The 23695-nt window shown below is 69.8% G+C and carries 31 protein-coding genes; 16 read left to right on the top strand and 15 right to left on the bottom strand.

Annotated features, from left to right (window positions below; all coding sequences use genetic code 11):
• Positions 1-6: 6 nt before the first annotated feature.
• The gene (locus NKG96_RS04345; RefSeq protein ID WP_254537249.1) at positions 7-465 is read right to left on the bottom strand and encodes an ester cyclase; all 459 of its coding nucleotides are present in this window, start codon (positions 463-465) and stop codon (positions 7-9) included.
• A 162-nt stretch (positions 466-627) separates the two neighbouring features.
• Here NKG96_RS04345 and NKG96_RS04340 point away from each other — a divergent pair, with 162 nt between their 5' ends.
• From NKG96_RS04340 to aspS, 3 genes are all read left to right on the top strand, one after another.
• Positions 628-1344, top strand: a complete 717-nt coding sequence (locus tag NKG96_RS04340) for a phosphoglycerol geranylgeranyltransferase (RefSeq protein WP_254537248.1) — start codon at positions 628-630, stop codon at positions 1342-1344.
• A gap of 95 nt (positions 1345-1439) precedes the next feature.
• Positions 1440-2084: a helix-turn-helix domain-containing protein gene (locus NKG96_RS04335; protein ID WP_254537247.1), complete on the top strand. Its 645-nt coding sequence runs from the start codon at positions 1440-1442 to the stop codon at positions 2082-2084.
• 38 nt (positions 2085-2122) lie between these two features.
• On the top strand, positions 2123-3427 hold the full coding sequence (gene aspS / locus NKG96_RS04330; protein ID WP_254537246.1) for an aspartate--tRNA(Asn) ligase: 1305 nt from the start codon (positions 2123-2125) through the stop codon (positions 3425-3427).
• 259 nt (positions 3428-3686) lie between these two features.
• Here aspS and NKG96_RS04325 read toward each other — a convergent pair whose 3' ends face one another.
• Together NKG96_RS04325 and NKG96_RS04320 are read right to left on the bottom strand one after the other, a co-directional pair.
• Positions 3687-4214 carry a PIN domain-containing protein gene (locus NKG96_RS04325; RefSeq protein ID WP_254537245.1) on the bottom strand — a complete coding sequence of 176 codons (528 nt, stop codon included), beginning with the start codon at positions 4212-4214 and terminating at the stop codon, positions 3687-3689.
• Complete coding sequence (locus NKG96_RS04320) at positions 4211-4513, bottom strand: UPF0175 family protein (protein ID WP_254537244.1); 303 nt, start codon at positions 4511-4513, stop codon at positions 4211-4213. Before NKG96_RS04320 ends, NKG96_RS04325 begins: the two co-directional genes overlap by 4 nt.
• 334 nt (positions 4514-4847) lie before the next feature.
• Between NKG96_RS04320 and NKG96_RS04315 the strand changes: the two genes are divergently transcribed.
• The 3 genes from NKG96_RS04315 to NKG96_RS04305 all read left to right on the top strand — a co-directional run bounded on the left by NKG96_RS04315 (position 4848) and on the right by NKG96_RS04305 (position 6777).
• On the top strand, positions 4848-4991 hold the full coding sequence (locus tag NKG96_RS04315) for a hypothetical protein (protein ID WP_254537243.1): 144 nt from the start codon (positions 4848-4850) through the stop codon (positions 4989-4991).
• 76 nt (positions 4992-5067) lie between these two features.
• The gene (locus NKG96_RS04310) at positions 5068-5925 is read left to right on the top strand and encodes a pantoate kinase (RefSeq protein ID WP_254537242.1); all 858 of its coding nucleotides are present in this window, start codon (positions 5068-5070) and stop codon (positions 5923-5925) included.
• Positions 5926-5991: 66 nt separating this feature from the next.
• Positions 5992-6777 carry a 4-phosphopantoate--beta-alanine ligase gene (locus tag NKG96_RS04305; protein WP_254537241.1) on the top strand — a complete coding sequence of 262 codons (786 nt, stop codon included), beginning with the start codon at positions 5992-5994 and terminating at the stop codon, positions 6775-6777.
• 6 nt (positions 6778-6783) lie between these two features.
• Here the strand turns inward: NKG96_RS04305 and NKG96_RS04300 are convergent, their stop codons facing one another.
• Complete coding sequence (locus tag NKG96_RS04300; protein ID WP_254537240.1) at positions 6784-7425, bottom strand: hypothetical protein; 642 nt, start codon at positions 7423-7425, stop codon at positions 6784-6786.
• Positions 7426-7509: 84 nt separating this feature from the next.
• The gene (locus tag NKG96_RS04295) at positions 7510-8646 is read right to left on the bottom strand and encodes a pyridoxal phosphate-dependent aminotransferase (RefSeq protein WP_254537237.1); all 1137 of its coding nucleotides are present in this window, start codon (positions 8644-8646) and stop codon (positions 7510-7512) included.
• A gap of 79 nt (positions 8647-8725) precedes the next feature.
• Between NKG96_RS04295 and NKG96_RS04290 the strand changes: the two genes are divergently transcribed.
• On the top strand, positions 8726-9649 hold the full coding sequence (locus NKG96_RS04290) for a sulfide-dependent adenosine diphosphate thiazole synthase (protein ID WP_254537236.1): 924 nt from the start codon (positions 8726-8728) through the stop codon (positions 9647-9649).
• Positions 9650-9706: 57 nt separating this feature from the next.
• On the opposite strand, the gene NKG96_RS04285 is transcribed toward NKG96_RS04290, so the two are convergent.
• The 8 genes from NKG96_RS04285 to truD all read right to left on the bottom strand — a co-directional run bounded on the left by NKG96_RS04285 (position 9707) and on the right by truD (position 14295).
• Positions 9707-9955: a DUF3194 domain-containing protein gene (locus tag NKG96_RS04285; RefSeq protein WP_254537235.1), complete on the bottom strand. Its 249-nt coding sequence runs from the start codon at positions 9953-9955 to the stop codon at positions 9707-9709.
• A gap of 3 nt (positions 9956-9958) precedes the next feature.
• Positions 9959-10363: a prefoldin subunit beta gene (locus tag NKG96_RS04280; protein WP_254537234.1), complete on the bottom strand. Its 405-nt coding sequence runs from the start codon at positions 10361-10363 to the stop codon at positions 9959-9961.
• Between the two features lie 118 nt (positions 10364-10481).
• Positions 10482-11174, bottom strand: a complete 693-nt coding sequence (locus NKG96_RS04275) for a helix-turn-helix domain-containing protein (protein WP_254537233.1) — start codon at positions 11172-11174, stop codon at positions 10482-10484.
• Between the two features lie 210 nt (positions 11175-11384).
• Positions 11385-11651, bottom strand: coding sequence for a KEOPS complex subunit Pcc1 (locus NKG96_RS04270; RefSeq protein ID WP_254537232.1), 267 nt, complete (start codon positions 11649-11651; stop codon positions 11385-11387).
• A 5-nt stretch (positions 11652-11656) separates the two neighbouring features.
• Complete coding sequence (locus NKG96_RS04265) at positions 11657-11791, bottom strand: DNA-directed RNA polymerase subunit P (RefSeq protein ID WP_254537230.1); 135 nt, start codon at positions 11789-11791, stop codon at positions 11657-11659.
• A gap of 29 nt (positions 11792-11820) precedes the next feature.
• Complete coding sequence (locus NKG96_RS04260; protein WP_254537229.1) at positions 11821-12093, bottom strand: 50S ribosomal protein L37ae; 273 nt, start codon at positions 12091-12093, stop codon at positions 11821-11823.
• Between the two features lie 60 nt (positions 12094-12153).
• Positions 12154-12876 carry a DUF2103 domain-containing protein gene (locus tag NKG96_RS04255; protein WP_254537227.1) on the bottom strand — a complete coding sequence of 241 codons (723 nt, stop codon included), beginning with the start codon at positions 12874-12876 and terminating at the stop codon, positions 12154-12156.
• 57 nt (positions 12877-12933) lie between these two features.
• Positions 12934-14295 (bottom strand): tRNA pseudouridine(13) synthase TruD, encoded by a 1362-nt coding sequence (gene truD / locus NKG96_RS04250; protein WP_254537226.1) that lies wholly within the window; start codon positions 14293-14295, stop codon positions 12934-12936.
• Between the two features lie 150 nt (positions 14296-14445).
• On the opposite strand from truD, the gene NKG96_RS04245 reads away from it, so the two are divergent.
• Complete coding sequence (locus tag NKG96_RS04245) at positions 14446-15537, top strand: NADH:flavin oxidoreductase/NADH oxidase (RefSeq protein ID WP_254537225.1); 1092 nt, start codon at positions 14446-14448, stop codon at positions 15535-15537.
• Positions 15538-15558: 21 nt separating this feature from the next.
• Here NKG96_RS04245 and pth2 read toward each other — a convergent pair whose 3' ends face one another.
• Positions 15559-15897 (bottom strand): peptidyl-tRNA hydrolase Pth2, encoded by a 339-nt coding sequence (gene pth2 / locus NKG96_RS04240; RefSeq protein WP_254537224.1) that lies wholly within the window; start codon positions 15895-15897, stop codon positions 15559-15561.
• A gap of 87 nt (positions 15898-15984) precedes the next feature.
• On the opposite strand from pth2, the gene NKG96_RS04235 reads away from it, so the two are divergent.
• The 5 genes from NKG96_RS04235 to NKG96_RS04215 are packed head-to-tail and all read left to right on the top strand — an operon-like array spanning position 15985 to position 19835.
• Positions 15985-16710: a Yip1 family protein gene (locus NKG96_RS04235; protein ID WP_254537223.1), complete on the top strand. Its 726-nt coding sequence runs from the start codon at positions 15985-15987 to the stop codon at positions 16708-16710.
• A gap of 49 nt (positions 16711-16759) precedes the next feature.
• Entirely contained in the window at positions 16760-17347 is a 588-nt protein-coding gene (gene dcd, locus NKG96_RS04230) for a dCTP deaminase (RefSeq protein ID WP_254537222.1), read from the top strand.
• Positions 17344-18240: a thiamine-phosphate synthase family protein gene (locus NKG96_RS04225; protein ID WP_254537221.1), complete on the top strand. Its 897-nt coding sequence runs from the start codon at positions 17344-17346 to the stop codon at positions 18238-18240. Before dcd ends, NKG96_RS04225 begins: the two co-directional genes overlap by 4 nt.
• On the top strand, positions 18237-18911 hold the full coding sequence (locus tag NKG96_RS04220) for a class I SAM-dependent methyltransferase (protein ID WP_254537219.1): 675 nt from the start codon (positions 18237-18239) through the stop codon (positions 18909-18911). Before NKG96_RS04225 ends, NKG96_RS04220 begins: the two co-directional genes overlap by 4 nt.
• Before the next feature lie 51 nt (positions 18912-18962).
• Positions 18963-19835, top strand: coding sequence for a DUF7537 family lipoprotein (locus NKG96_RS04215; RefSeq protein WP_254537218.1), 873 nt, complete (start codon positions 18963-18965; stop codon positions 19833-19835).
• 280 nt (positions 19836-20115) lie between these two features.
• Here NKG96_RS04215 and engB read toward each other — a convergent pair whose 3' ends face one another.
• Positions 20116-20733, bottom strand: coding sequence for a GTP-binding protein EngB (engB, locus tag NKG96_RS04210; protein WP_254537217.1), 618 nt, complete (start codon positions 20731-20733; stop codon positions 20116-20118).
• 130 nt (positions 20734-20863) lie between these two features.
• Here engB and NKG96_RS04205 point away from each other — a divergent pair, with 130 nt between their 5' ends.
• The 3 genes from NKG96_RS04205 to NKG96_RS04195 all read left to right on the top strand — a co-directional run bounded on the left by NKG96_RS04205 (position 20864) and on the right by NKG96_RS04195 (position 23595).
• Positions 20864-21268 carry a DUF5518 domain-containing protein gene (locus tag NKG96_RS04205; protein ID WP_254537216.1) on the top strand — a complete coding sequence of 135 codons (405 nt, stop codon included), beginning with the start codon at positions 20864-20866 and terminating at the stop codon, positions 21266-21268.
• A 59-nt stretch (positions 21269-21327) separates the two neighbouring features.
• Positions 21328-22029: a 5-formyltetrahydrofolate cyclo-ligase gene (locus tag NKG96_RS04200; protein WP_254537215.1), complete on the top strand. Its 702-nt coding sequence runs from the start codon at positions 21328-21330 to the stop codon at positions 22027-22029.
• Between the two features lie 189 nt (positions 22030-22218).
• Positions 22219-23595, top strand: coding sequence for a TIGR00341 family protein (locus tag NKG96_RS04195; protein WP_254537214.1), 1377 nt, complete (start codon positions 22219-22221; stop codon positions 23593-23595).
• The last annotated feature ends 100 nt before the right edge of the window (positions 23596-23695 follow it).

Below are 23695 nucleotides of genomic sequence, written 5' to 3'. Positions count from 1 at the left end.
CCCGACCTACCGCGAGAACAGTCCGCCGACCGCCCGCTTCAGTCGCTCCCGGTAGCCGCGCCCGAGTTGCCCGAAGAGTCCCCACCAGTCCATCGTGAGCCACGTCTCGTCGACGCGCCCGTCCAGATAGCGATGGAGGCCCTTCCCGTCCACCTCGACGCGGGCGCCGCTTGCGGGAAGCCCGAAGACGCGACCCGTGTGCGTGCCCGTGAACGTCCACCGGGCGTAGACGAACCGGTCGGCCGAGTCGAGTTCGTGGACGGTGAACTCGATGTCGGGGAACGCACGGAGGAACTGTCGGGCGACCAGCCGGTAGCCCCGTCGCCCGACGCTCCCGACGAGGGGGAACCCGTTGCCCCGGTAGTCCGTCCGGTAGATGTCGGCGATGGCCGTCGGGTTCCGGCCGTGCCACACTTCGTCGAAGTCGCGGCGACTCACCCGCTCCAGGTCGGGCCGTCGTGTCATCAGTTCAGCGCGACGCCCACGACGGGCAAAGTCGAGGGGACAACAGGTATAGCCCCCCACCACCGGCGGGCTACGAGTGTAGCCCTCGACGGAAATCGGGGGCGGTGGGGCCGGGAGACGGGGTTCCGAAGCCGTTTTGTCCGGGCGTCTGGAGGGGCACGTATGAACGCGTGGGCAGAGTGGGACCACATCGTGAAGGTCGACCCGGACAAGACGCTCTTCGAGGACGAGACGTTCGCGGACGTCTGTGCGACCGGGACCGACGCCATCGAGGTCGGGGGGACCCTCGGGATGACCGAGGAGAAGATGGCCGAGTACGTCGAGGGGTGCATCGAGGGGGCGCGCGAACACGACGTCGCGGTGTACATCGAACCGAGTAGCGCGGGCGTCGTCGTCCACCCCGACGGCCTCGACGGCTACCTCGTCCCCATCGTCTTCAACGCAGGCGACATCGCCTGGGTGACGGGCGCACACAAGGAGTGGGTCCGCATCGACCGGAACATCGACTGGGACATCACGCACACGGAGGCGTACATCGTCATGAACGACGAGGCGTCGGTCGCCTCCTACACCGACGCGGACTGCGACCTCTCGCCGGAGGACGTGGCGGCCTACGCCGAGGTGGCGGAGCAGATGTTCGGACAGGACATCGTCTACGTCGAGTACTCCGGGACGCTCGGCGACCCCGACGTCGTCCGGGCGGCCCACGACGCCCTCGACGACGCCACCCTGTTCTACGGCGGCGGCGTCCACGACTACGACTCGGCCTACCAGATGGGCCAGCACAGCGACGTCGTCGTCGTCGGTGACCTCGTCCACGACGAGGGCTGCGAGGCCGTCCGCGCCACCGTCGAGGGCGCGAAGGACGCCCGGAGCTGAGGACCACCACGCGGGCACGAAGAGGGCGGACGCGACCGGCACGCGTCGCTTCGGTGGAACAAACGGTTATGCTCTCGGAAACGTGACGGACTAGCATGAGAGTCATCGCCGCGTATCGGGCGACGTCGCCCGACCTGATGCTGGCCGAGTCGCTCGCGGCGACGGACGTGAACCTCGCCGTCGACGGGGGACGCGGCGCGTCCGGGGACCGGTCGCTCCGGTTCTGGGCGACGGGAGGCGACCTCGACGGGTTCGAGACGGCGATGGCGGACGACCGGTCGGTCTCCGGTGTGGAACCCCTGTACCGGAACGGTACTGCACGCCTCTACCGGGGGAAGGTCGGCGACGAGGCGGCGGAACTGACCCCGACCGGGACGGGCGAGGGAACGGCGCTGGCCGCCCGGTTCGCCGACGGGTGGTGGCACGCCGAGACCCGGTTCCCGACCGCCGACGCCCTCGACGCGTTCTACGACCACCTCGTCGAGCGTGGCGTGACGGTGGACGTACAGTCGGTGTACGACGCCCGCGAACGCCCCGACGAGCGACGGCCGGCGGAGCCGAAACTGACGAAACGCCAGCGCGAGACGCTCGAACTGGCGTACGCGGAGGGGTTCTTCGAGATTCCGAGACACGTCACGATGGGCGACCTCGCGACCGCGTTCGACGTGAGCGAACAGGCCATCAGCCAGCGACTCCGCCGGGCGTACGCTCGACTGGTGGAGGCGGCGGTGGTCGACTAAATCGACCCATTTTAGACGACGCACCGAACAGACGACGTATGGACGACCGAACCTACACAGCGGACGCCGAAGCGGGCGACCACGTCACGGTCGCCGGCTGGGCGCACGAGATCCGCGACCTGGGCGGCATCGCCTTCCTCATCGTCCGGGACCGGACCGGGAAGATTCAGGTCAAGTTCGCGAAAGACGAGATGGACGACGACCTCGTCGAGACGGGCACGAAGGTCTCGCGCGAGTCCGTCGTGCAGGTGACCGGGCAGGTCGAAGAGGAGGAACGCGCCCCCACGGGCGTCGAAATCGTCCCCGAGTCCGTCGAGGTCATCGCCCCCGCGGACCCCGAACTCCCCCTCGACCCCTCGGGCAAGGTGGACGCCGAACTCCCGACCCGACTGGACAACCGCACCCTCGACCTGCGGCGCGACGAGGCCAAGGCAATCTTCGAGATTCGCGCCGAGGTCCAGCATGCCGTCCGCGAGTTCTTCCGCTCCATCGACTGCACGGAGATCAACACGCCGAAGATCGTGGCGACGGGCACCGAGGGCGGCACGGAGCTGTTCCCCATCACGTACTTCGGCGAGGAGGCGTTCATGAACCAGTCGCCACAGCTGTTCAAGCAGCTGATGGTCGGCTCCGGGCTGGAGCGGGTCTTCGAGATCGGCCCCATCTTCCGCGCCGAGGAGCACAACACGCCCCGTCACCTCAACGAGGCCACCTCCATCGACTTCGAGAGCGCCTTCATCGACCACCAGGGCGCGATGGACGTCTGTGAGGGTGCCGTCAAGGCCGCCTACGAGGCCGTCGGCGAGAACTGCCAGCGCCAGCTCGAACTGCTCGACCTCGCCGAGGAGTTCGAGGTGCCCGACGAGGCGTTCCCCCGCCTCTCGTACGACGAGGCCATCGAGCGCGTCAACGCGACGGGCGAACTGGAAACCCAGCTCGTCTGGGGCGACGACCTCTCGACCGAAGCAGAGCGCGCGCTGGGCGACGACGTCGGCGGCCACTACTTCATCACCGACTGGCCGAGCGAGGTCAAGCCGTTCTACATCAAGGACCACGACGACGACGAGGACCTCTCGACTGGCTTCGACATGATGCACCCGGACATGGAACTCGTCTCGGGCGGCCAGCGTGAGCACCGCTTCGACCAGCTCGTCGCCGGGTTCGAACAGCAGGGACTCGACCCCGACGCCTTCGAGTACTACACGAAGATGTTCCGTTACGGCATGCCGCCCCACGCCGGGTTCGGTCTCGGTGCCGAGCGCCTCATCATGACGATGCTCGGGCTGGGGAACATCCGCGAGGCTGTGCTGTTCCCACGCGACCGCCAGCGGCTCTCGCCGTAGGGCGAGGCCGCTGTTCGAGCGTGGGAACCGGGAGCAGCCCTGCTGCGACCGAGTTCCCGCGAGACCGGCAGCGCCTGTCGCCGTAAGGCGACGGCGCGACTGTCGAGCAGAAACGGCGAGCGACCGCAGGGAGCGAGCCAGTTCCCGGGGGATAGGACTCCCTCGCCCTATGGGCTCAGTCGCTGTCTGTCCCTCGGGAACGAGGAGTGGAGCGAAGCGGAACGACTCAGTTCCCGAGAGACCGGCAGCACCGATCCTTCTATCGACCGTCCGCCGCGCCGTCGATGAGCGAATCGGCCACCTCGCGCAGTTCGCCGGTCGTGTGCAGTCCGTGACCGTCCAGCCGTCGTACCAGGTCCTTCGCTTCCTTCGGGTCCATTCCCTCCTCGACGGCGCGCGTCACGACGCCGATGGTGCCCGTCACCGTCGCGTCGAGGCCGCGAGTGACGGTTCTGACGCGCCGGTCGTCAGAGACGACAGCAACGGGGACGTCCTCCTCGACTGCTGTGGCTACGCGACCGACGATCTGTGCATCTCCCGAGGGTTCCTCGTCACCGAGTATCTTGCAGCCACGTTCGACTGCGGCCGTCGGTTGGAGTATACGAACCTCCCCGCTCTCGTAGCGGGGACGAGTAAACCGGTCGAGAGCCGACCGCGCGGGTTCAGTCGTGACTTCCTCGTACACCAGATGTGGAATCTCGATCTCCCCGTCGAAGTTCGTCAGCAGGTCGAGTTCGCCGACGGCCCCGAGTGCGATGAGCGTCGTCGCGTCGAGGAGAACCCTCACAGGTCGCGGGCAGCCGCGGCGTCGTCAGCGAGGTCCTCGGGCGTCAGCTGGGTCGTCAGGTTCCGCTCGCGGGCGACTTCGAGCCACTCGCCGAGACTCATCCCGGCGAGACGGGCCGCCTCGTTGACCGACACGTCCCCGGACTGGTATCGCTCGACGGCGGCCCGAACCCTGAGTTCGCGCAGACCCTCGTCCAGCGCTCGCCGGATGACGCTACTCCGGTCCATACCGAGGAGTTCGGCGACGTCGTCCAGCGCGTCGGCCTCCTCATCGGGGATTCGGGCACTGATGGACGGCATGTATACACAGTACTACAGCGTAATCGTACTTGAGCCTACGGACGAGGTCCGAACCCCACCCAAACGGACGGGTGTATGGACGACCAGTCGAGCATCGTCGTCCGATACTACCTGTTCATGGTGACGTCGACGCTCGGCTTCCTCATCCCCGTCTGGGTGGTCCTGCTCGACCAGGCGCGGGGGTTCAGCTACACGCAGATAACGGTCCTCGACACCGCCTTCTTCGTCACCATCCTGCTCACCGAATCCTCAACGGGCTACGTCGGGGACCGCATCGGGCGGCGCAACGCGCTGGCGGTCAGTTCGGTCGCCGTCGGCCATCGCGTTCGGTCTCGTGGAGTCCTACGGCGCGGTCCTCGTCGTCTACGTGGCGTGGGGCGTCGCCCAGACGTTCCGGACGGGCAACGACAGCGCGTGGCTCTACGACACACTGGTACGGTTCGGGCGGCCCGAGACGTTCGTTCTTCGAGCGCGCTGACGACGGGAGCGTCGTTCCCGCGGACGACGGACGCGAACTGTAAGATTCAAGGCCCGAAGCGCCCCAGTCGGGGCAGATGCCCGCACGCGCGTTCGTCCCCGGCCACGTCACCGGCCTGTTCAGCGTCCACCCCGACGACGACCCGCGGGTCGCCGGGTCGCGCGGCGCGGGCCTCGCCCTCTCGGACGGCGTCACCGTCACCGTCGAGGAGGGAGAGGAGACGACAGTCACCCTGAACGGCCAGCACGCCCCGATGGACGCCGTCGAGGGCGTCCTCTCCCGCCTCGATACGACTGCCCGCGTCACCTGCGAGACGCCGCTCCCCGTGAGCGCCGGCTTCGGCGTCTCCGGGGCGTGCGCGCTCGGGACCGCCCTCGCATCGGACTCGCTGTCGCCGGGACACACGGAGAACGAACTCGTCGCCCTCGCTCACGCCGCCGAAGTGGAGGCGGGAACCGGCCTCGGGGACGTGGTCGGACAGGCCCGCGGCGGAATGCCGATTCGCCTCGAACCGGGCGCGCCGCCCCACGGGCGGATGGACGGTCTCGCGGCCCGCCCCGAGGTGGAGTACCTCACCTACGGCGGTCTCGACACCGCAGAGGTCATCGGCGGCGACACCGAGACGCTCTCGCGGGCCGGCGAGCGGGCGATGGAGGCACTGCTCGACTCCCCGACGCTCGCCACGTTCATGGATGCCTCGCGGACGTTCGCGCGCGAGGCCGGCCTGCCGACCGACCGCGTCGAACGCACCATCGAGGATGTACAGGAGGAAGGCGGCGAGGCGGCGATGGCGATGCTCGGCCAGACCGTCTTCGCCCTCGACTCGGGGCTCTCCGACGCGGGCTACGACGCCCGGTCGTGTCGCGTCACGGAGGGCGCGTCGGTGGTCGAGTACGCCCCCGGATCGGGACGGACGCTCGGGCGGGACCGATAGCCCGACCACACCGTGTGTGTCACCCGGACCCACCGCACTTTTACTCGCTAGGGCGAAACCCCGGGCATGACCGACGACCCGCAGGTTCCAGTCGCCCCGGAGGACGAGACGGAGATTCCCGAGTCGCACCCGCGGTACGTCTCGCTCCTGACGCGCCACCGCATCGAGCGAGGCGTCGAGAAGGACATCACCAGCCTGCAGGGCCTCATCGCTGAGGGTCGCGGCGAGGCGTTCGACTACCTGCTCGGCGAGGAGACCACCGAGAGCGCCGACGCCGCCGCCCGCGCCGCCGCCGCGCACCTCCTCCTCGCGCGCCACCCCGTGCTCTCGGTCAACGGGAACGTCGCGGCCCTCTGCCCCGGCGAACTCGTCGAACTCGCCGAGGTGGTGGACGCCGACCTCGAAGTCAACCTGTTCAACCACACGGAAGCGCGCATCGAGGCCATCGCCGAGCACCTCCGGGAACACGGCGCGACCGACGTGAAGGGCCTCACCGCGGACGCCCGCATCCCCGGACTCGACCACGCGCGGGCGAAGGTGGACGCCGACGGCATCTACGACGCCGACGTGGTGGTCGTCCCCCTCGAGGACGGCGACCGGGCGGAGGCACTCGGTGAGATGGGCAAGACGGAAATCGTCGTCGACCTCAACCCGCTCTCTCGCTCCCCGCAGATGGCGGCGGTGCCCATCGTGGACAACGTTCTTCGGGCCATCCCGAACATCACGCGCCACGCACGCGAACTCCGGGAGGCGACCCGCGAGGAACTGGAAGCCGTCGTAGAAGAGTTCGACCGGGAGGCCGCACTGGAAGAGGCGGAGCGACGAATTCGGGAGGGCGGGCGCGAGAAGTAGTTCCGACTACCGCCACGGGAGGATGCGGGGCGAGACGTCGGGGCGGCCCTCCCCGTTCCCGTCGTCTTCGGCGTCCTCGAACGGGTCGGCCGGCAGGGCCGAGTCCGAGAGCGTGTCGGCGACGCGGTGGAGGAGGCGGTAGTGGCGTTCGCGCCGTTCCCGGCGGTGGGCGGCCTCGACGTCGTAGGGGAGGCCGTCGGGGAAGAGCCCGCTCTCGTAGGCACCCAGCCACGTCCGAGCGAGGCGGACGCCCCGTTCGGCGTCGTACGCGCGGGCGGCGTAGTGCGCGTAGGGGTGGCGCACCCACGAGAGTTCCCAGTGGGCGTAGACGTCGACGTGTCCCTCGTCGGTGGCGTGGAGGACGACGTGAAGTTGCCAGTCCGCGAGGAGGGACCTGCGCCACACCCACGACCCCTCGGAGGTGTTGCCGTCCACGCGAACCTTCAACGCCGCGACGGGGTTGCGCGAGAAACCGATGTCCCGCAGGGCGGCTTCGAGTTCTTCCTCAGAGCAGTGGGCCGTCAGCGCGTACTCGCCCTCGGTGGTCGGCGAGACGGCGTAGCCGCCGAAGGTGCCCTCGAAGAGGTAGTGCAGTCGCGGTAGCACGCGCCGTCGGACGGCGTTGACGAAGTCCTCCCTGAACCCCATGTGCCCGGCGGTTCGTCTCCCGCCCTATCAACACCACCGGTACACGGGCGCTCCGTCCGCCGACGGAGGTGTCGCGGGACCGGGTCAGAGCCCTCGCTCCAGCCGGTCTAACCCCTCCTCCAGTCGGTCCATGCTGTTGGCGAAACTCAACCTGAGGCGTCCCTCGCCGGCCGCGCCGAACCCCTCACCGGGCGCGAGGACGACGCCCGTTTCCTTCAGCAATCGCTTCGCCAGCGGGAGGCTCTTCTCGTCGGTGTCGGGTTCGAGGAACGCGTAGAACGCTCCCTCGGGGCGGGGGGCCCGTACGCCCGACATGTCGTCCAGTCGGTCGGCGACGTAGTCCCGACGCTCGCGGAAGGCGTCGTGCATCGCCGCGACGGGGTCCTGTGGCCCGGTGAGGGCGGCGAGCGCGGCGTGCTGGGCGACGCTGCCCGTGCAGGCCGTCGTGGACTCGCGTATCTTCGTCGCCTCGTCCACGATTTCCGAGGGGCCGGCGAGCCACCCCACCCGCCACCCGGTCATTGCGTGGGACTTCGAACAGGACCCGACGGTGAGGACGTGGTCCGGGTGGCCGCAGAGCGCGGCGATACCGGTCGGGTCGCGGTCGTAGGTGAGCGCGGCGTACACCTCGTCTGCGACGACGTAGGCGTCGTGGTCCGCGGCCGCCTCCACGACGGCCCGAATCGCGTCGGGGTCGAACACCCGACCCGTCGGGTTCGAGGGGGTACAGAGGACGACGGCGTCGGTGTCGTCGCTCATGGCCTCGACGACGCGGTCCGCGTCGAGGTCGAAGGGGTAGTCGAGGGGCACCTCCACGGGCCGGGCGTCGGCGAGGCGGGCCTGCGTGAGATGGTTGGGCCACCCCGGCGTCGGGACGACGCACTCGCTTCCGGGCGAGAGCGTACAGAGCGCCGCGAGGTGGAGCGCCTCCATCCCGCCCGTCGTGACGACCACCTCGTCGGGCGTGTGCCGGACGCCGTACTCGCGGTCGAGCGTCTCGCAGATGGCCGCGCGGAGTTCGGGCAGGCCCGCGTTCGAGGTGTAGTGGGTCTCGCCGCGTTCGACGGCCGCGACGGCGGCCGCCGTGACGTGGTCGGGGGTGTCGAAGTCCGGTTCGCCGACTTCGAGGCGGACGAGGTCGGCGTCCGTCGCCTGCGCGAGGTCGAACATCACCCGGATGCGCGACCGGGTACACGCCCGTACTCTGTCGGTGGGTTCCATGGGAGACCTGTGGTGGGGCGCTCCAAACGTGTTCCCCACTCCCAAGGCTGATTACTACCGAGGATTATCACTAGATGGTATGACTCAGTACCAGCAATTCAGCGAGGCGAGCGAGGCGGACGTGACCAGAGCCATCGGACAGGAGTGGACCGACGAGTTCCTCGAGTTCACCGAGTCCGACGTCATCGTCCTCGGGGGCGGCCCCTCGGGGCTGATGGCGGCGAAGGAACTCTCCGAGCGGGGGGTGAAGACGATGGTCGTCGAGAAGAACAACTACCTCGGCGGCGGGTTCTGGCTCGGCGGGTTCCTGATGAACAAGGTGACCGTTCGGTCGCCCGCCGAGACGGTCCTCGACGAACTCGACGTGGACTACGACTCGGCGAGGGACACGGAGGGTCTCTCGGTCGCCAACGGCCCGGAGGCGTGTTCCGGTCTCATCAAGGCCGCCTGCGACGCGGGCGCGAAGATGCAGAACATGACCGAGTTCACCGACATCGTCGTCCGCGAGGACCACCGCGTCGGCGGCGTCGTGATGAACTGGACGCCGGTCCACGCCCTCCCCCGCGAGATTACCTGTGTGGACCCCATCGCCGTCGAGTCCGACGTCGTCATCGACGCGACGGGCCACGACGCGATGGCCGTCTCGAAACTCGACGAACGCGGCGTCCTCGACGCGCCGGGCGTGGGGGAGGCCCGCGAGCGGGGGCAGGTGATGGACGCGACGGACGAGGACGCCTACGGCGCACCCGGCCACGACTCGCCGGGCCACGACTCCATGTGGGTCGGCGAGAGCGAGGACGCCGTCGTCGAACACACCGGCGTCGTCCACGACGGTCTGGTCGTCGCCGGGATGGCCGTCGCCACCACCTTCGGCCTGCCCCGGATGGGTCCCACCTTCGGCGCGATGCTCCTCTCGGGGAAGGTGGCCGCACAGGCCGCCATCGACGAACTCGGCGTCGACGCCGACCCGGTGCAGGTGACGCCCGCGCCCGCCGACGACTGAGCGGGGAGGCGAAGCCGTCGCTCGTCAGGTAGCGAACGGAAGGGGAACGGGAACGCCCTACTCCGCTTCGGCGAACAGGTCGTCGACGGCCGCCTGCGCGGCGAGGGCGGCGTCGTCGGCCACCTGTTCGGCGTCCTCGGCGTGGTCCGGGGCGTTCACGTAGACGTCCACGTCGAGGACGCCGTCCTCGAACGTGACCGTGACGTCGAAGTCACGGAGTTCGGATTGCTTGTACCGCGAGAGGACGACGCCCTCCGCGGCGTCGCTCGCGGCCTGTACGACCTCCTCGTCGGTCGGGGAGGACACGTCTCAGTCGCCGCCGGGACCGCCCATGCCGGGGCCGCCGGGACCCTGCGGACCGCCCGCGCCGCCGCCCTGCAGCATCTGCTGGAGTTCCTGCTGGAGCGACTCGAACTGCTCCTGCACGCGCTCTTCTTGCTTGTCGAGCGTCTCGACGCGAATCTCGAGGCTCTCGACCTTCTCTTCGAGTTCCTCGGTCGCCGTCGCGTACTCGGTCTGGACGAGGAGTTCGCCGACCTCCTGGTACATCGTGGTGTCCTCGTCGATGTCCTCGAGCTGGTCGAGGGCCGCACGGGACTCCGAGAGCGTCGTCTCGGCCTGCTGTTTCTGCATGGCGACCTGCTGTGCGGTCTCCTGGAGGTCCTGTAGCTCCTCGATCTTCTCCTGTGCCTCGGGCGGCAGATTACCCTGCATGGGCGGACCGACGGGAGCGAGCGTGAAAAAGGCCCGTATTTCGAGAGAGCGACCCACGCCCGTCGAAGCGACCGAAACCCCGCGAGAGCGAGCCACAGCGCCCAGTCGGGCGTCGCGGTCAGTCGTCGTCCCCGGCCGAGAGCGCCACGTCCGCCCCCTCCTCCCCGCGGACGCCGAGCGTCCGCTGGTTCACCAGTTCCTGCGCCCTGCGAAGTCGTTCGGAGGCCGCCTGATGGGAGATGCCGAGGGCGTCGGCGAGGTCGCCGAGGTTCGTCTCGCGCGGCACCGAGAAGTAGCCCCGCTCGGTCGCCATCCGGAGCAGTTCGAACTGCTTGTCGGTCAATCCGCCGGCCGGGGCCTCCGAGAGCATCGTGTCTTCGGTGAACACGCGGTGGACCGTGTAGTCGAGACCCGAATCGTCACAGAACGTCCGGAACTCGTCGAGGGCCGCCTGGTCGGGGAAGGCGATGTCGAACTCCCAGCCGTCGGTCGTCGCCGTCGCCCGCTTGATGACGCTCCCCGTCTCGACCAGCCCCCGGTAGATGCTCCGCTCGCCCGCTTCCTCGCTGAGCCAGAACTGGTAGAGGTGACGGTTCCCCGTCGAGGCGAGCCGGGAGAACTCGCTCACGGACGGGTCGGCGGCGGCCGCCTCCTCGAACGCCTCCGAGGATTCACCCTCCAGCCACCCCAGTACCGTCTCTCGGCCGTCACCTGTCAGGTCCGTCTGTTCCCAGTGCAGTGTCGCCTCGGGCGTGCCCGAGAGCGCCGCGAGCAGGATGCCGTGTCTGATTCGGACCTCGACGATGATCATGGGAGTAGCCTCGGTTACGAGTGACCTCGTGAATCCTGTCGCTTTGCTATATCAGGTTCTTCAAGTCCACTAGTCCGGTGATACCACTGCCCGAATCATGTGGTACCACGGCTCACGGAAGTCGATTCGAGAGTTTCGTGAGACGGGGCCCCGACACGGTCGGACCTGCGGTCCGCGAGCAACCGGACGACGTGCGGTGACAGCGCGAGACTACGGTTCACTGGCAGCGGAGCATCGCTCCGCTACCTCCACCAGCGAGCACCACGTGTTCAGGCCGGCCCGGAGGGCGACGAGGTCGTCGGCCACCACGTCGACGCGGAGGACCGACCCGTCACGCGAGACGGTGGCGATGGTCCGGTCGCCCTCGATTTCGCCGACCTCCTGACGGACGCTCCGCTCGACGCGGCTGGCGAAGTCGGCGTCGTTGTACGCGAACTCGAGGAGAACGCCGTGCGGTGCGCCGGGCGCGTCTGGCACGTCGGCTACTCGACGGGTACTTCCTTGACGTCGCGGCTGCGCTCCTTGAGGAGCACACGGTGGCCGCAGTACGGACAGCGGACGCCGCCGTACTCGTCGAGTTCGACGTCGCGCTTACAGCGGGAGCACTTGTAACTCATAGTGGTGTGTGGGGTGGGGGACGCTTACGTTACTCGTCGTCGCCGTCTTCGTCGAGGGCGGCGCGGATGGAACGACGGACGGTACGGCCACCGGGCGTCTCGGGGCGGTAGGCACCGCCGGCGAACTTCTCGCCGGTCTCGGTGTCGACCCAGATGCCCGTCCCGAGGCGCTTGACCTTGTTGCCGTCCTTCTTCGCGTTGTTCGTGTCGTCCTCGATCTCGGCGACGCGGCGGCGAGCGACGCGGCCGTAGCGAGCGCCGAAGCGACCCGCGCTCCCCACGGTTCCTTGCTTCTTGGCCATGGTATCGTCCTCTACCGCCAACGGAGGTATAAATCCGTTGAGTCCGGTGCGCCGTCCGAGTCAGTTCTGGAGATCCTCCTCGCGCAGGGCGTCGTTCAGGTCCGCCCGGATGCGCTCGCCCGTCTCGCGGTCGTGGGCCGTCGTGACGACCCGGTTCTCCTGCACGCTCGACCCGTCGCGGATGAGCATGCGGACGTTCCCGTTGGCGTCGGCGCGGGTCGCCTTCGCCCGGACCCCGGAGCGGGACCCCGACCCGCCCGCCTCGATGGGGCCGGGGATGAGCTTCTTCACGTGCGGGTGACTCGCGACGGTCTGGACCGCCCGCTGACCGTCGCGTTCGCCGATGAGCGTCGAGTGCGACCCGCCGAGTTTCTTCGCGGGCGGTTCGTCGACGACCTCCAGCGAGGGTTCGCCGCGGCGTTCGAGCACCGTCTCGACGGGGTCCTCGCCCTCGACGCGGTAGAAGGGGTAGTGCGCCTGCACGCGGACCGCCCGGAGGACCGCCCGGTCGCCCGTCGCGTACACCTCCTCGGGCCGCTTTCGATGGATTTCGTCGGCGACGAGGCCCGCGAAGTTCCGCAGTTCGACGGGTTCGGTCTCCCCGTCGGACTCGGGCGTGGTCGTCACCTCGCGGCGGGCCACGACCGACTCGTCGAGGAGGGCGGTGACGGCTGCCCGCTCCCGCGAGAGGTCGAGAACCACGGTGTCGGCGTTGGTGGTCCGGCAGACCAGACAGAAGTCGCCCGGTCGTTCGAGCGCGCTCGCACACTGCCGACACTCCATACCGGGAGGAGGGAACTCGCGTGGATAAGCGGTGCGTTACGGCTCCCGACGGGAACGCTACAGGTCCACCGGGTCCGCCTTCAGGAACTCGCGCATGAGGACCGTCGCGTACGACCCCGCCGGGAGGGCGAACCCGAACGTGAGCGTGTCGTCCTCGTCGTCCTCGCCCGCCTCGACGGTCAGGTCGGTCCGGACCTGTATCGCCCGGCGCGTCCCCGTCGAGTCGAACTCCCCCGTCCGCTCGAAGTCGCCGGGCGCGAGGCCCGCCTCGTCGAGCACCGCGCGTTCGATGTCGCCCTGTTCGCCGTCGGCGAGTTCCGTCTCCGTGCCCACCAGCGGCGCGGTGACGAACGCTCGCCCGCGCTCGCAGTGTCTCGTCACCGTGTCGACCCGACCCTCGTCGACTCGCTGGAGGCGGTCGGTGTCCGGGTCGCCGTGTTCGTCGGTGAAACAGACCACGTCGCCGGCGACGGGGCGGCCGAACGGGAGGCCCCGCGCCAGTCGTTCCGAGAGCATCCGGTTGTAGAGGGACGACTGGGCGGCGTTGACGAACAGACGCTGGACGTTCGTCGGGACGGCGCGGAGCGCCTCGTGGAAGTCCTCCTGACTCTCCGCCCCGTTCTCGACGAGGCGGTGGACCATCGAGCGCTCGTAGCCCAACTGGGTCGGCAGGCGGTCGAGCGCCGCCTTCCAGTCGCGCGTCTCCTCGACGAACGCGCGCGCCTCGCGGGTCGCCTCGGGTTCGCGTTCGTCGGGACTGCCGACGTAGGCCATCACGGCCCCCTCGTAGTCGTCTCGGACGATAGCCAGTCCGACCTCGTGGGTGACGGGCCGCATCGCGCCGAAGCGCTGCTGGCCGAAGAAGTTGGGGACGCAGACGGTGGTCCCCTCGCCCCCGTCGCCGTCGGACTTGCCCGCGCCCCCGCCACAGAACTCGCGCAACTGGTCGGTCACGAGGGAGGCGTTCCCGGGTGCCTCGACGTCCCGGACGGTGAGTTCGAAGTGGTTGCCCCGCAGGTCGCCGAAGAGGACGGGACGGCCCGCCCGCCCGAGCACCTCGACGTCCGCGCCGCGAACGTCGGGGAGGTCCTCGCCCTCGACGCCCCGCACCGAGAACAACTGCGTCGTGATGGCGTGTTTGTCCTTCGTCCCGGCCCACGAGACGCGTTCGCGGCTGATGCCGAGTCGGTCGGCGAGGGCGGAGGCGAAGTCGTTCGTGTCCCAGTTGCGGAGCGTCGCCCGGAAGACGAGGTCCGGGTACGACCCCGGGTCGGCGTCGGTCGGCTGGACGGAGACGGCCTCGCGCTCTCGCACCCGGAAGTCCTCGGGGCGACTGCGGAGGCGGCCGCCGACGCCGTCGGCGTCGCTCACGTAGTGGTCGATACCGACGGCCCGTTCGAAGGGGTGGGCCGGTCGCATCACTCGTCCCCCGCGTCCGTCGTCTCGCCCGTCGTGCCCACGCGCATGGCCACCCTACACGGCCGTCCCGTAAGGACCTGCGGATACGGGACCCCGTCGAACGCTGCCGACTTCGACGGGCCTTTCGAGGGGCCCCGCGAACGACGGTCGATGACAGACCTCTTCAGCCCCCTCACGCTCCGGGGGACCGAGGTGCCGAACCGCGTGATGGTCTCACCGATGTGCCAGTACTCCTGTGCTGGTGACGGCGTCGCCACCGACTGGCACCAGGTCCACCTCGGGTCGCGGGCCGTCGGCGGCGCTGGTATCGTCATGACCGAGGCGGCGGCCGTCGAACCGCGGGGACGCATCTCGCCGCAGGACCTCGGCATCTGGCACCGCGAACACGCCGACGCCCTCGCCCCCGTCGCGCAGTTCATCCGGGGGCAGGGGTCGGTGCCGGCCATCCAACTCGCCCACGCCGGGCGGAAGGCCTCCACCGCGCCGCCCGCCGACGGCGGCCACCCCGTCCACGACGAGAGCGAGGGCGGGTGGACGCCCCGCGGCCCCACCGACACGCCGTTCCCCCGCGACGAGCCACTGGAGACCGAAGCGCTCGACCGGGAGGACATCGAGGAGGTAATCGACGCCTTCGCGCGCAGCGCCCAGTTGTCGCTCGATGCGGGCTTCGAAGTCGCGGAGGTCCACGCCGCCCACGGCTACCTCCTCCACGAGTTCTGCTCGCCGGTGACCAACACCCGCGAGGACGACTACGGCGGCGACTTCGAGGGGCGCACCCGTCTGGTCAGGGAAGTCACCGGGGCCGTACGGGAGGTGTGGCCCGACGACAAGCCCGTGTTCGTGCGCGTCTCCGCGACGGACTGGCTCCCCGACCGGGAGTCGTGGACCGTCGAGGACACCGTCCGACTGGCCGGCGACCTCGCCGACGTCGGCGCGGACCTCGTCGACGTGAGCGCGGGCGGCATCCACCCCGACCAGCAGGTGCCCGACCCCGATCCCCACTATCAGGTGCCCTACGCCGAGGCGGTCCGCGAGGAACACGGCGAGGACATCCGGGTGGGTGCGGTCGGCAAGATTACCACCGCCGAGGGGGCGAACGACGTAGTGAGCGATGGCCACGCCGACCTCGCCATCCTCGGGCGCGAACACCTGCGCGACCCGTACTTCACGCTCCACGCCGCCGACGAATTCGACCGGATGGACGACGTGGACGTCCCCGTCCAGTACCACCGGGCGTTCTGAGTCGGCGGTTCCGACGGGGAGTCAGAACAGCGAGAGGTCGCCCGTCACCCGGTCGACGAGGTTGTCGCGGGCGGGGCCGACCGCGAGTGCCGTCACCGTCCCGGGGTCCAACTGGGTGTGGCCCGCGTCCCGGATGACCGCGTGCGGGAGGCCCTCGCGCCGGGCCTGCTCTGCCAGTTCGAACAGATCGTTCTCGCTTTTCACCTTCAGGACGACCTTCTTCTGTCCGCCCGCCTTCCACTCCCGCTGGGCGTCCGGACCGGCGTTCTCGTACGCCTTCAGCGACGCGTGGGCGACCTGCGCGGCGAGTTTGCCGGTGCCCATCCCGATGTCCGTCCGGGCGGCGATGGCCTGTTTCATACCACGACTCGGCAAACGAGGGTGAAAGCGCTGGCGGACGGAGACGGGCAGGGGAAAGTACTTGTCGGCAGGTGAGAACGTCCGGGCATGGTCCTCGGCCCCCTCCTCCGACCGGACCGGTACTTCGAGCGCCACGCACCCGGCCTCTCGCTGGCACGGGCGGGCGCCGTCGCCCTCCTCGTCGCCCTCGCCGTCACGGCCAGTATCGGCGTTCTGGGCTACGCGCTGGCCGAACAGGCCGCGGAGACGACTGTCACCGTCGACAACGAGAACCGGCCGCCCGACTGGGTCTGCGACGACCGGAGCGACGACCCCGAGTCACCGCGCTACGACGGGTGTGACGAACCGGCGACCCGCGAGGTGGCGGCGAGTTCACTCGTCTGGAACGCCGTCTCCGGGCAACTCCCCGTCGCGTTCGGCGGGTCGCTCGCGGGGTGGCTCGTCGGCGCCGTCGGGATGCACGGCCTGACCGCCCTCGCGGGCGGCGAGGGGTCGTTCGGCGACTCGCTGGCCGTCGCCGGGTGGGCGCAGGCCGCGACCCTGCCCCAACTGGTCGTCGTGACAGGGGTGTTCCTGACGTTCGCGGGTGGGTTCGACCCCACCGCGAGCGAGGCGGCCCTCCGCTCGCAGGTTGCGACGTTCCGGAGCGACCTCCGGAGTCCCGTCGTCGTCCTCGGGGCGACGGTCACGACGGTCTGGCAGGGCTACGTCTACTACCACGGGATGCGCCACGCGCGGAACGTGACCCGCGACGCCGCCCTCCTGATCGCGCTCGTCAGCGGCGCCGCCGTTCTCGTCACCCAGTTGTCCTGAACCGACGAGGAGACGAAGGTTTAGGGTCCCGTCGCCGCCTCTCCACAGTATGATACTGTCGGACGCGGACATCCTGCGGCGTCTGGAGGTGGGCGACCTCGTCGTCGAACCGCTGGACGACATTGACCTGCAGGTGCAACCCGCGAGCGTGGACGTCCGTCTCGGCCGCGAGTTCCTCGAGTTCCAGCGCGCGAACATCCCCTGTATCCACCCGAACCGCGAGACGGAGGTGGAAGACTACGTCACCGAGACGACCATCGAGGACGGCGACGAGTTCATCCTCCACCCCGGCGACTTCGTCCTCGGGACGACCCACGAGCGGGTCGAAGTACCGTCGGACCTCGTCGCACAGGTCGAGGGACGCTCGTCGCTCGGTCGACTCGCCGTCGTGGTGCACGCGACTGCGGGCTTCATCGACCCCGGTTTCCGCGGACACGTCACACTCGAACTCTCCAACCTCGGGACCGCCCCCGTCGCACTCTCGCCGGGGATGCGTATCTCGCAACTCGTCTTCACGGAACTCACCACCCCCGCAGAGCGCCCCTACGGGAGCGGTCGCGGGTCGAAGTATCAGGACCAGCGCGGGCCGCAGGCCTCGCGCATCCGTGGTGACGTAGAGTTCGGAGGCGACCAGTGAGGTTCATCGAGGAGGTGGTCGTCGACGAGTTCCTCCCGACGTTCCGGTCGATGCTCGCGGAGGACCTCAGAGCGCGCGGCCTCACGCAGAACGAGGTGGCGGAACTGCTCGGCATCTCCCAGAGCGCCGTCTCGAAGTACGCCCACGGCGACGTGGAACGGCGAGAGGAGGTCCTGCAGGACGAACGCGTCATCGACCTCGTCGCGCGACTGGGCGAGGGTCTCGCGTCCGGCGAGATGAGCCGAGTGCAGGCGCTCGTCGAGGCGGAGGTGCTCGTCCGGCAACTCGAACGCGGCGACCTGCTGGCGACGATGCACGAACGGGCAATGCCCGGCCTCGCGGAGTACGACGGGGACTTCTCGGTCCACGACGCGGACAGCGGCGTCCGGGCCGCCGAACGTGCGCTGGCGTCCGTCCGTCGCGGCCTGCGCATCCTCGAGAACGCGAGCGGGTTCGCCGCGCTCATCCCCGCCGTCGGGTCGAACCTCGTGGAGTGCCTGCCCGACGCGGCGGGGATCGACGACGTGGCGGGCGTCCCCGGGCGAATCCTCGACGTGAAGGGGCGAGCCACCGTCCCCGGCGCGCCCGAGTTCGGGGTGAGCGAGCACGTCGCCCGCGTCCTCCTCGCGGCACGCGCCGGCGGGAGCGACGCCCGCGCCGCCGTGAACGTCCGGTACGACGAGACGGTCATCGCCGGTCTGACGGAGCAGGGACTCACTGCCGTCGCGTTCGACCCCGAGGACGAGGTGGACGCGAGCGTGCGGGCGGCGGTCGAGTCGAACCCGTCGGCCGACGTGCTCTACCAGACCGGCGGGTTCGGCATCGAACCGGTCGTGTACGTCCTTGCGGACGACGCCGCGAGCGCGGCCGAAGTCGTCCGAGGGTTGTTGTGAGCGACCCCATCCAGTCGTTCTACGGCCGGTACGCCGACCTCTACGACGCCATCGCCACCGCGCCGGGCGTGGCGCGCTGGCGCCGGACGGCGGCCGACGCGCTGGACCTCTCGCCGGGCGACACGGTGGTGGAGATGGGCTGTGGGACCGGAGCGAACCTCCCGTTCCTGCGCGAACGCGTCGGTTCGCGGGGGACCGTCCTCGGCGTGGACCTGACCCGCCCGCTCCTCGAACGGGCACAGGAGCGCGTCGACCGGGCCGGGTGGGAGAACGTGGCCGTCGTGCAGGCCGACGCGACGCGGCCGCCGGTCGCCTGCGCCGACGCCGTCCTCGGGTCGTTCGTCGTCGGGATGCTCCCCGACCCCGCCGAGGCGGTGCGCGACTGGTGTGCGCTGGCGGACGGCCGGGTCGCGCTGCTCGACGGGACGAGCAGCGACCACCCGGTCGGGGCGCTCGCGAACCCGCTGTTCGGGGCGTTCGTCGGCGGCGGTGCGCCGGCCGATGGACTCTCGGCGTCCGTCCGGCAGGCCCTGCAGACCCGGGCGGCCCGCGAGGGACTCGACGAGCGCGTCGGGACGGCGCGGGCGACCCTCGCCTCTGAGTGCGTGGACCGCCGCTACGACGAGCACGCGCTGGGGTTCGTCAGCGTTGTCAGCGGGCGGCCCCGGTAGTCCGGGAACGTCATCGGACAACGTTTTGTGCCGTCTCCCCGACCGTCCGGTATGCGCCGCCTCCTCCCCGCCCTCGTCGCGCTGCTGGTCCTCACCGCAGGGTGCAGCGGGCTCCTCCCCGGCGGGTCCGACGGCCCGCCGACGAACGGAACGGCGACCGGGACCGGGACGCCGACGGACGGTAGCGAACTGCGAGCCGACACGCTCGCCGCGATGGACGCCGTCGAGACGTACCGCGTCGAGGCGAACGTCAGCACCCGCTACTCCGGGACGCTCGACCAGACCGTCTCGGGCACCTCCGAGGGGCGGTTCGACCGCACCGCTCGCGTGGCGTACCTCAACCAGACGCAGTCGGCGCTCGGCCAGTCGTACGTCGTCGAGACGTACTACGTGAACGACACCGTCTACCAGCGAAGCGAGAGCTACGTGCTCCAGTACGACTCCGAGTGGATCCGCCTCCCGGCCGCCGAGAACGCCAGCGAGCAGTGGTCGCGCTTCGACACGCTCACCCGCCAGCGGGCGCTGCTGAACGCCTCGAACGTGACCCTCGACGGGACCCGGACCGTCAACGGGACCGAGGTGTACGTCCTTCGAGCGCAGGTCGACCGGTCGCGTCTCGACGAACTCGGCTTCACCGCCGGGCCCATCGAGCAGGGCGGCCTGAACGTGACGAGCCTCAACGCGACGTTCTACGTCAGCACGGAGACGAACCGGCCCGTCCGGTCGGTGACGAACCTGACCGGCCGGACGACGGTGCAGGCGGGCGACAACCGGCGGACCGTCCGTATCCAGCAGCGAATCGACCTCGACTTCGGCGGCTACGGCACGCCGGTGACGGTGACGCTCCCCGAGGAGGCGGCGACCGCCGTCCCCCTCGGGACGGGCGCGTCGAACGCGTCCGGGAACGCGACGAGGCTCGCCTGACGGGGCGCGCCGCTGGGACAGCGTCACGGACGTGAACGAGTTCCGGGACGCGATCGCCCACGCCGGCGAGACTGGATGGGGTTGGAGCGGTGCGCGTCGGGACCGTCGACGGCGCGTGAGAATCGGGCCGGCGCGTGGGGCGAACAGGCGACGGGACCGCACGGGACGCGCTGTCGCGCTACCGCCGTGTGGATTGCTCCACGGCGCACCCCGCGGCGTTACTCAGGACACGGCCGTGAGTGGTCCCGTCGTCGTACGTGAACCCTCGCCCGCGTCGGGGTCAGAAGAACTTGAACAGGTCGTCGCGCTTCGCAGCGTGGAGGTGTTCGCGGACCGCCTCTTCCAGAGCGTCGACGTTCCCGCGTTTGGCGGCGATGGGCGCGATGGTGTCCTGCCACTGCTTCCACGGCGGGAGGAGTCCGAGACGGTCACAGATCTCGTTCAGACGCTCGTCCTCGTCGTCGACTTTGTCCATCTTGTTGACGGCGACGACCGCGGGGATGCCGAGGTCCTCCAGCAGGTAGAACAGCTCCACGTCGTGGGGTATCTCATCCTCGTTCGTGTGGCGGTCGATGATGTCGACGGCGCTCTTGCCGTCCACGACGAGGACGCCCACGAGGATGTTGTCGGCGTACTCCTCCAGGTAGCGCACGATGTCGGTCTTGATGGCCTCGCGGTGCTCGGCGGGGACGCCCTCCATGAACCCGAAGCCGGGCAGGTCGGTCAGCACGAAGCTCTCCGGCGCCCAGTCGTAGTGGTTCGGCTGTCGGGTCACGCCGGGTTTCTTGCCCGTGTTGAACGTGTGGCCCGTCAGTTGGCGCATCAACGTCGACTTCCCGACGTTCGAGCGCCCGAGGAGCACCACCTCCGCGTCGCGGTCCGGACGAGAGTCGAACATACCCCGGCTACCCCGCGCCGGCGGATAAGCGCCGCGTTCTCACCGGTCGGGGGACCGACCGGAATCCCGGACCGTCCGCGGAACCGTGGTCACGTGGTTATCTCCTCACGAGTCTTCATCGGTGTTCAGTATGAGCATCAACACTCGTGCGGTTCTCTACGGCGTCGGTGCAGCCATCGTCGTCGGTATCGTCAGCGGGATGACCGTGCCGTTCAGCGACGCGACGCTCCCCTCCCTCGGGTTTGGCCTGACCGGACTCGTCGCGGGCCTCGTCGCCGGCTACGTCGCGGGCGGCACCGTCGGCAACGGGGCGCTCAACGGCGGCGTCGCCACCTCGCTCGGTGTCATCCTCGTAGTGGCCCTCCTGTCGGTGCTGGGCACCCTCGTCGGCGGCGTCCTCGGCCTCGGCGTCCTGCTGGTCGGCGCCCTGTTCGTCGTCCTCGCGGCCATCCCGGGCGTCATCGGCGGCGCACTCGGCGCGTGGGCGAAGGGGCGCCGTGTCGTCTCGCCCGCCGGCCGACCCGCGGGCCGATAACCCCGCCGGACCCGGCCGCTGAACACCGAACTTTTCTCTCGACCGTCCGACCAGAACCCATGAACAAACAGGCCGTCCGCGAGCGCATCTGGGACGCGCTGGATGCGGAGGGCATCGCCCGCTTCCCCTTCCCGCCTCACGGCCGCATCCCGAACTTCGAGGGTGCGAGCGAGGCCGCCGACCGACTGGCCGGACTCCCCGAGTGGGAGGACGCGGCGGCAATCAAGGCCAACCCGGACGCACCGCAACTCCCCGCCCGGCGACGGGCGCTCCGGGAGGGCAAGACCGTCTACATGGCCGTACCCAGACTCAGGGACGCCGACTGCTTCGTCGAACTCGATCCGGACGAACTGGACGACACCGACGCGGCGGCGACGGTCAGCGGGATGGACGAGGCGGGCGTCCGCGTCGGCCCCGACGAGATGCCACACGTGGACCTCGTCCTCTCGGGGAGCGTCGCCGTCACCGAGGACGGGGCGCGCATCGGGAAGGGCGAGGGCTACTCGGACCTCGAGTTCGCCGTCCTGACCGACCTCGACCTGGTGGACGACTCGACGCCGGTGGTCACGACGGTCCACGAGCGACAGGTCGTCGACGACGCCGTCGAGGTGGGGAGCCACGACGTGCCGATGGACGTCGTCGTGACCCCCGAGCGCGTGATTCGGACGGGCGCGACGGGCCGTCCCGCAGGCATCGACTGGGACCTGCTCTCGGAGGAACGCATCGCCGAGATTCCGGTCCTCGACCGACTGCGGGAGTGACCGGTGAGGGATCGGGACCCACCTCGCGTCGGAGCCGCCTCTTCGGGGCCGTGGCGTAGCCACACCGACCGAAGCGAACGCGATGCCGCGATGCAGGGCACTACAGCGACGTCTGGGGGACGGACGTCGGAGGCGGACGACGGCGTCGGCGACCCGCAGCTATTTTTCCCGGCGCGGAGTTGAGGCACCGTGCGACTCGTACAGGTCGGTATCCCGGAGGGGAAACGCGGCGTCGTTCAAGAGGTCCTCGACGACGCCGGTATCGACTACGTGGTCAGCGACGAGACGAGCAAACGCGAGTACGAGGCGACCGTCGCCTTCCCCGTCCCGACGAGCGCCGTCGAGGACGTCCTCGACGACCTGCGGGACGTCGGCGTCGGCGAGAACGCCTACACGGTTGTCACGGAGGCCGAGACGGTCGTCTCCGAGCGCTTTCAGGACCTCGTTGACGAGTACGCCGAGGAGACGAGCGAGGAGCGCATCGCCCGCGAAGAACTCAGAGCCAAGGCCGAGGGGTTCTCCGATTCCTTCTGGACGTACGTGACGATGACCCTCGTCAGCGCCATCGTCGGCACCGCCGGCCTGTTGCTCGACTCCCCGGCGACGGTGGTCGGGTCGATGGTCATCGCCCCGCTCATCGGCCCCGCGCTGTCGGCCGCGGTGGGCACGGTCATCGACGACCAGGAGCTATTCGTCCGCGGGGTCCAACTGCAGGCGCTCGGGGTCGCGTTGACCGTCGTCGCCGCCACCCTGTTCTCGGTGTTCGTGCGGACCGTCGGCGTGGTGCCGCCGACGCTCGACCCGACGACGCTCGGCGAGGTCAGCGAGCGACTCGCGCCGGACGTGCTCTCGCTCGCCGTCGCGCTGGGAGCGGGGGTCGCCGGCATCGTGAGCCTCACCGCGGGCGTCTCGACGGCGCTCGTCGGCGTGATGATCGCCGTCGCGCTCATCCCGCCGGCGGCGACGGTCGGCATCGCTCTCGCCTGGGGGCTGCCGGGCGCGGCGGTCGGCGCGGCGGTTCTCACGCTCGTCAACCTGCTGTCGATCAACCTCGCCGCGCTGGTGGTGCTGTGGTACCTCGGCTACCGACCCGAGCCGTTCTTCCGCTGGCGAGAGGCCCGAAGCGCGACCCTCAAGCGCCTCGCGGTGCTGGTCGTCGCCGTCGCCGTCCTCTCGCTGTTCCTCGGGGCCGTCACCTACAGCAGCTACACGACGGCGACCACCGAACAGAACATCAGAGGGGCCGTCGAGGACACCCTCGAGGGCCGCGAGGACGCGACGCTCATCGAGGTGAGCATCGAGCGGACGAACGAGTACATGCTGTTCAGCGAGCCGAGCCGCGTCGTCGTCACCGTCGGCTCGCCGCCGGGGACGTCCCCCGAGGATGTCGCCCGGTTGCTCGACGAGCGGATAGACGAGGCCGTCGGCAGCGACGTGGCGGTTCAGGTCCGGTACGTCGAGGTCCGGACCGTGTCGTCGCACGCCGACCCCGGCCGGTCGTCCGCCGGGGCGGGGTTGTCGGGACCGATGGAACCGGTCGTCGCCCGGCCCGTACGCGGGGGGTGACGTCCCTCGCGGAGGATAGCGAGACGACGGTGGAGGCGGGCGACGTCCAGCCGGACAGCGTCAAACCGCCGTTTGAGGCTCCGAGAGGTTCATTCCGTTA

It is taken from the genome of Halomarina litorea, from assembly GCF_024227715.1.
Lineage (GTDB): Archaea > Halobacteriota > Halobacteria > Halobacteriales > Haloarculaceae > Halomarina > Halomarina litorea.
Note: the sequence above shows the minus strand (reverse complement) of the source record. Positions and strands in the feature narration are given on the sequence as shown.